The 6725-nt window shown below is 39.6% G+C and carries 5 protein-coding genes; 4 read left to right on the plus strand and 1 reads right to left on the minus strand.

Going from position 1 to position 6725, the window contains the following annotated elements:
• On the minus strand, positions 1 to 544 hold a 544-nt coding region (locus DIZ30_RS13715; RefSeq protein WP_234414800.1), incomplete at its 3' end, for a DeoR/GlpR family DNA-binding transcription regulator.
• Positions 545 to 780: 236 nt separating this feature from the next.
• Between DIZ30_RS13715 and lacG the strand changes: the two genes are divergently transcribed.
• From lacG to DIZ30_RS09900, 4 genes are read left to right on the plus strand one after another with little or no spacing between them, the layout of a single operon-like run.
• Positions 781 to 2181: a 6-phospho-beta-galactosidase gene (gene lacG, locus DIZ30_RS09885; protein ID WP_002297376.1), complete on the plus strand. Its 1401-nt coding sequence runs from the start codon at positions 781 to 783 to the stop codon at positions 2179 to 2181.
• 24 nt (positions 2182 to 2205) lie between these two features.
• Entirely contained in the window at positions 2206 to 2523 is a 318-nt protein-coding gene (locus DIZ30_RS09890; RefSeq protein ID WP_002288635.1) for a PTS lactose/cellobiose transporter subunit IIA, read from the plus strand.
• Between the two features lie 12 nt (positions 2524 to 2535).
• Entirely contained in the window at positions 2536 to 4209 is a 1674-nt protein-coding gene (locus DIZ30_RS09895; protein WP_061573441.1) for a PTS lactose transporter subunit IIBC, read from the plus strand.
• A 13-nt stretch (positions 4210 to 4222) separates the two neighbouring features.
• A complete protein-coding gene (locus tag DIZ30_RS09900; protein ID WP_002288633.1) occupies positions 4223 to 5854 on the plus strand; it encodes a glycosyl hydrolase 53 family protein in 1632 nt (543 codons plus the stop codon).
• Positions 5855 to 6725: the final 871 nt, after the last annotated feature.

A 6725-nucleotide genomic window follows, 5' to 3' on the forward strand; every position in this document is an offset into this window, starting at 1 on the left:
AGATCGCTTCGTTGTGAACGCCATTTGAACTGATAAATGCTTTTGTAAACTTTAGTCTTCTTAAATTGTCGTTGGTGATCGGTCCGACAAATGCGCCGGTATTTTTCCGGAAATCACCGCCAATCAGTAGAATTTCTGGTCCATCTGCTTGAGCAAGAATATCAAAAACTGGATAATTATTTGTAATGATCCGAATTTTCTTGTTCAGTAAATGCGTCGCCAATAGTTCGATTGTTGTACCTGGTCCTAAGAAAATCGTTTCTCCCTCGTGAATCAAGGAGGCTGCTGTGGCAGCAATTTCTTTTTTTTCTTGAATCTGCAGAGTGGCTTTTTCAGTGTGAGAAAGTTCTTGATCTAAAGTGTAGGAAAGACTTTGAGCCCCTCCATGGACACGCAGCAGCTTGCCCGATTTTTCTAATTCATCTAAATCTCTGCGAACGGTCATATCAGAAACATCTAATTGATTGATGATTTCATTAACGGTAAGGATTCCTTTTTTATTGACCATTTCTACGATAGTAAGCAATCTTTCTTTTTTCAACATCGTCTTCACCTCTAATTTAAGGATAATCTATCATATAAACGGACAACAGTCAATCTAATTCGAACAAAAGTAAACATTTAGGGTGGTTTTTATGTTTGTTACAATAGATTTTATTGCTGTTTTCTGGTTTTTATGATTATTTGTGTTTGTTTTTGTTGACAAATGTTTTGGATGCGTTTACAATGCAATCAGTTAGAAAGAGCGAAAACTGATTATAGATTTGAGGAGAGATGTACATGCTTAAATTACCAGAAGATTTTATTTTTGGCGGAGCCACAGCAGCCTATCAGGTTGAAGGAGCCACTAAGGAAGGTGGCAAAGGCGCTGTTGCTTGGGATGACTTTTTAGAGGAACAAGGGCGATTCAGTCCCGATCCGGCAAGTGATTTTTATCATCAATATGCAAAGGACATTGAATTGTGTGAACGTTTTGGTGTAAATGGTCTAAGATTATCCATTGCTTGGAGCCGCATTTTTCCTGATGGAGCTGGGAAACCAAATCCAGAAGGAATCGCTTTTTATCATCGTGTGTTCGAAGAATGTAAGAAAAGAAACGTAACGCCGTTTGTGACGTTGCATCATTTTGATACCCCTAAACGTTTGTTTGACCATGGAGATTTTTTGAATCGAGAAACAATAGAAGCATTTGTTTCCTATGCCATTTTTTGTTTTCATGAATTCAAAGAAGTCAAGGTGTGGAGTACCTTTAATGAAATCTATCCAGTTGCAACCAATCAATATTTGTTAGGTGTTTTCCCACCAGGAATCAAATATGATTTTACAAAGATCGTCGCCTGTCTTCATAATATGATGGTTGCTCATGCCCGTGTAGTGAACTATTTCAAAGAAAACGAACTTCCGGGTGAAATTGGTGTAGTTCACTCATTAGAGACGAAATATGCGGCAACAGACGCGCCGGAAGATAAGCATGCTGCCTTTTTAGACGATGCATTGTCGATCCGTTTCTTATTAGATGCTACCTATTTAGGCTATTATTCAACTGAAACCTTGACTGCTCTTGATGAGATATGTGAAGCAAATCAGGCCAGCTATCATTTTCCTGAAGAAGATTTCGTTGAATTGAAAAAAGCATCCACGCGTAATGACTACTTAGGGATCAATCACTACCAATGCCATTTTGTCAAAGCTTACGATGGAGAAAATGCAATCCATCATAACGGTACGGGTGAAAAAGGGACCTCTGTTTATAAAGTGAAGGGAATCGGAGAACGTATTTATAAAGAAGGAATTCCTCGAACTGATTGGGACTGGCTGATTTATCCAGAAGGTCTATATGACTTGTTGCTGCGAATTAAAAGCGATTACCCACATTACAACAAAATCTATATCACTGAGAACGGGATGGGGTATAAAGATCAGTTTGAAGATGGCATTATTATGGATCAGCCGAGAATCGACTATTTGAGAGTCTATTTGGAATCCTTAAGCAAGGTGATAACAGCCGGGGTAAATGTGAAGGGGTATTTTTTGTGGTCGCTTATGGATCTTTTCTCATGGACAAATGGGTATAACAAAAGGTATGGCTTGTTTTATGTTGATTTTGAAACCCAGAAGCGTTACCCAAAAGAATCAGCTTACTGGTACAAGTTGGTCAGTGAAACCAAAACGATTATTTAATAAGTGATAATGGAGGAAGAAAAGATGAATAAAGAGGAATTACAAATGCTTGGTTTTGAGATCGTTGCATATTCAGGCGACGCTCGCAGTACATTATTGAAATTATTGAAAGAAGTAAGACAAGGAAACTTTGAACATGTTGATTCGGCGTTGAAAGAAGCCGACGAAAATTTAACCCTTGCACATAATTCGCAAACAAAAATTTTAGCGGAAGAAGCATCTGGGAAAGAGATGGAGATGGGATTCATTTTTATCCATGGGCAGGATCATTTAATGACCACTTTATTGCTGAGAGATCTGATTCAAGACTTTATTGTACTGTACAGACAGAATCAAGGATAGGAGAAGAACGCTATGGATGGAATCATTAAACAAATCGAAAAAGGGAAACCATTTTTTGAAAAAATCTCACGTAATAGTTATTTAGGAGCCGTTCGTGACGGATTTTTAACAGCGATGCCAGCTATTTTATTTTCAAGCATTTTCATTTTGATTGCTGCGGTTCCTGAGATTTTTGGTTACCAATGGCCTGAATCTGTCTCCATATGGCTATGGAAAGTCTATAATTATTCGATGGGTGTTGTAGGGTTACTCGTTTCAGCAACCACTGCTCGCTGCTTGGCTGATTCGATGAATCGTCGCTTACCGAAAAACAAAGTAATCAACACCACCTCTGTGATGCTGGCCTCTGTGGTAAGTTTCCTGTTGTTAAGCGTCTCTCCGATTGAAGGTGGATTTTCAACGGAATATATGGGGACAAAGGGACTACTGGCTTCCTTTGTCGCTGCATTTTTAACAGTTAATTTATATAAGTTTTGTGTGCTGAAAGATATTACCATTAAAATGCCTAAAGAAGTTCCTGGAACGATTTCGCAAACCTTCCGAGATATTTTTCCTTTCTCTTTTTCAGTATTTGCGGCCGTTTTAATTGATTTAGGCATTCGACAAATCTTCCAAATCTCATTTGCAGAAGCAATCATTACGGTGCTGCAGCCGCTATTTACAGCAGCTGACGGGTACTTAGGAATCGCTATTATCTGGGGAGCGATGGCGCTGTTTTGGTTTGTCGGTGTTCATGGACCGTCGATCGTGGAGCCGGCAATTGCGGCAATTATCTATGCCAATGTGGAAACCAATCTGCAATTGTTCAATTCCGGTGAACAAGCTTCTAAAGTACTGACGGTGGGTTTAGGGAATTTTGTAGGAACTATGGGAGGAACTGGGGCAACATTGGTTGTTCCTTTTATCTTCCTACTCTTTGCTAAGTCTAAGCAGTTGAAGGCAGTTGGGAAAGCTTCCTTTATTCCAGTAAGTTTCGCTGTCAACGAACCATTGCTATTTGCGGCACCCATGATTTTGAACCCTTATTTTTTTATTCCATTTTTGTTAACACCTGTTGTAAACGTTTGCCTGTTCAAGTTTTTTGTCGATGTATTGGGCATGAACAGCTTTATGTACGTTTTGCCTTGGGCAACTCCAGCACCGATCGGTTTGGTTCTAGGAACGGGCATGGGTATCTTAGCTTTTGTTCTAGCAGCGGTTCTAATCGTCGTTGACTTCCTGATCTATCTACCATTTTGCAAAGCATACGATGCTGTCTTAGTAGAGAAAGAAGCACAAAAAGCAGAGGTGATCGCAACCGAGGAAGGTGCTTCTGCCGATGTACGTGAGGAAGTACCTGTGGCAGCGAGTCAAGTTATCAGCGATGCAAATAAAGAAATCAATGTGTTGGTACTTTGTGCTGGCGCAGGGACAAGTGCGATGTTAGCTAATGCTTTAAAAAAAGGTGCATCTGAATCGAAAGCACCGATCAGTGCAATGGCGGGTGCTTATGGTTCTCATTACGAAATGCTGCAGGATTTTGATATGGTGGTCTTAGCACCGCAAGTCAATTCTTACTATGATGATATCAAAGAAGACACCGATCGCTTAGGAATCAAGCTGGTTGCGACAAAAGGAGCAGAATATATCGGATTAACGAGAGATCCTGAAAAAGCTGTTCAGTTTATTCTGAACCAATTTCAATAAAGGAGGAGCCATAATGAAAATGGGAATTTGGTTGCGTAAAGCTGTTTTATTTGCAGCTGTGTTAGGGGCTTTGGGGGCTGTTTCAAAAACTGTTGAAGCATCTGCCAGCGAATTTATTCGCGGAGCAGATATTTCGATCCTGTCAGATATGGAAAAATCTGGTGCAAAATATTATGAAGACGATATTTCAAAAGATGCCTTAGAGATTTTAAAAAATAATGGTGTCAACTATGTTCGACTGCGTTTGTGGCAGGATCCTTATAATAGTAATGGAGAAAGTTATGGAGCAGGGACAAATGATCTGGAAACGACGATTGACCTTGCAAAACGAGCAAAAAATCTGGGACTTAAGGTGCTGCTGGATTTTCACTACAGTGATTTTTGGGTTGATCCTGGGAAACAGAATCTTCCTAAAGCATGGCAAGGTCTGACCTTTGAAGAAATGAATACGGCATTGTACGACTATACAAAGAACGTTCTGTCGGAAATGAAGCAGCTGGACGTTTATCCTGATATGGTTCAGATCGGCAATGAACTGAATAGCGGAATGCTCTGGCCTTATGGCAAGTCTTGGGGAGAAGGCGGGGGAGAATTTGATCGATTGGCTGCTTTTTTGAAGTCTGGTATCCAAGCTGTTCGAGACACTCAACCTAAAACAACTCCAGTAATGCTCCACTTAGCTGATGGTGGCGATACAGGAGCATTTACTTGGTGGTTTGATGAAATCACGAGTCGAGGTGTGTCATTTGATTTAATTGGAGTGTCGTATTATCCGTATTGGCACGGTTCAATGAATGAACTTCAAACCAATATGAATGCGATCAGCCAACGGTATGGTAAAGAAGTGATCGTAGTTGAAACAGCTTATGGGCATACAACAGCGAATGCCGATACTATGCCAAATGCTTTTGGCGAAGCCGAAGCAGCTGCGGGGGGATATGAACCAACACCGACAGGACAAGCAGAGTATTTGCTGGATCTTGCCGATCGGATTCAGGCAGTACCGAATAATCGCGGGGCGGGCTTCTTCTATTGGGAACCTCTTTGGTACAACGGAAATGTGAGTTGGGCAACACAAGCAGGTATGAATTATCTCAGTGTTCAATCCACTATGGGAAACGAATGGGACAATCAAGCGATGTTTGATTTTGCTGGAAACGCCTTGCCAAGCTTGCGTGCGTTTAAACAAGCAGGGGCGCAAATAAATCTAGTTAAAAATGCAAGTTTCGAAAGCGATGGACCAACGACCAGTCCTTCCAATTGGCAAACCTGGTTTCAACAAGGAACCGCTAAGGGTACGATCAAAACGGAAGCGGGCACTTTTTTTGGGGACTACAAACTAACTTTTTGGCAGGATCAAGCATACGAGGCATCAGCTTATCAAAATGTTAGTGGCATAAGCAAAGGAACTTACACATTGAGTGCCTATGTAATGTCTGGGGGAGAGTTTGATACTAATCAGTTATATATCAAAAATTATGGTGGAGCGGAACTAAATACTGCGGTTGTTAAAACAAGTGAATGGACAAAAATTACAATCAAAGACATTCCAATTACAACAGGTGTTTGTGAAATTGGGGTTTATAGCAAGGCTTCAGGAAATGCTTGGACGAACGTTGATTTTGTTTCATTGGTGAAACAATAGACTGCGGATCGTTTCGATTCAAGATCGGAGGTTCCCTTCAGCCACATCGTTAGCGTAGAAGGCAGGAATCGAACCTGCACCTCGCCTTTGCCAAAAATAACCAGAAACGATTTCCAGTCATTTTTACCAAAACGAGTAAAGCACCAGACTTCATCTACACTTTGTATTATGCTAAAGAGAGTTCAACGATTTCGTAAGAAGCAATGAAAAAATTGCAAAAAGTTGTGCAGATAACATAAAGTTTGTTTAAGAAAGGGTAACCTTAGAATTCCGTCGTGAATATGATTTGAGCACTTAGATGGATAGAAAAAAGTTCTCGGAAAACAGTTCGTTTTTCGAGAACTTCTTTTTATGATAAGAATGAAACAAATTAACTTATATTATAGTCTCTTTTGGTAGGGAACCATCTTATTTTTAATGAAAATCAAGCATTTTAGCTATTGAAGAATGTTGATTTATAGGGATTCCCCCTCCATATTATGTTGGCTCTTTATTCCCACTCTGTTTTCAACGTAAAGTGTATAAAACAGAATGCGATACTATCAAGGGAGTTAAAACAATATACAGAACAGTAAAACACTATAAATAAAAATAAAAGTGCAATAAAAGTGCAATTTTTGCACCTAATCATACTCTGTTTATATATGAAAACTAGATTCTGAATCCAATATTTGGTTAACGAGAGGCGTTCGAATTTGAACGTCTTTTATATATTACTTTCAAATAAATATGAGGTAGAATACTATCTATTTTCTTTTTAACCCAATTGTTATAATGGAGAGTGTAAAATATTTTGTGTAAATAGAAAAAAGGAAGTCCCTTCTGTAGAATAGAGTTACCACAACACATTCACAGAAGAGAGGACTTCCCT

Origin of the sequence: Enterococcus sp. H57, from assembly GCF_003112495.1 — a bacterium.
GTDB lineage: Bacteria > Bacillota > Bacilli > Lactobacillales > Enterococcaceae > Enterococcus_B > Enterococcus_B faecium.

What these genes read in the sequence shown, in the direction of transcription:
- lacG (WP_002297376.1), top strand. Translation starts at nt 781, where the DNA reads ATGCTTAAATTACCAGAAGATTTTATTTTTGGCGGAGCCACAGCAGCC.
- DIZ30_RS09890 (WP_002288635.1), top strand. Translation starts at nt 2,206, where the DNA reads ATGAATAAAGAGGAATTACAAATGCTTGGTTTTGAGATCGTTGCATAT.
- DIZ30_RS09895 (WP_061573441.1), top strand. Translation starts at nt 2,536, where the DNA reads ATGGATGGAATCATTAAACAAATCGAAAAAGGGAAACCATTTTTTGAA.
- DIZ30_RS09900 (WP_002288633.1), top strand. Translation starts at nt 4,223, where the DNA reads ATGAAAATGGGAATTTGGTTGCGTAAAGCTGTTTTATTTGCAGCTGTG.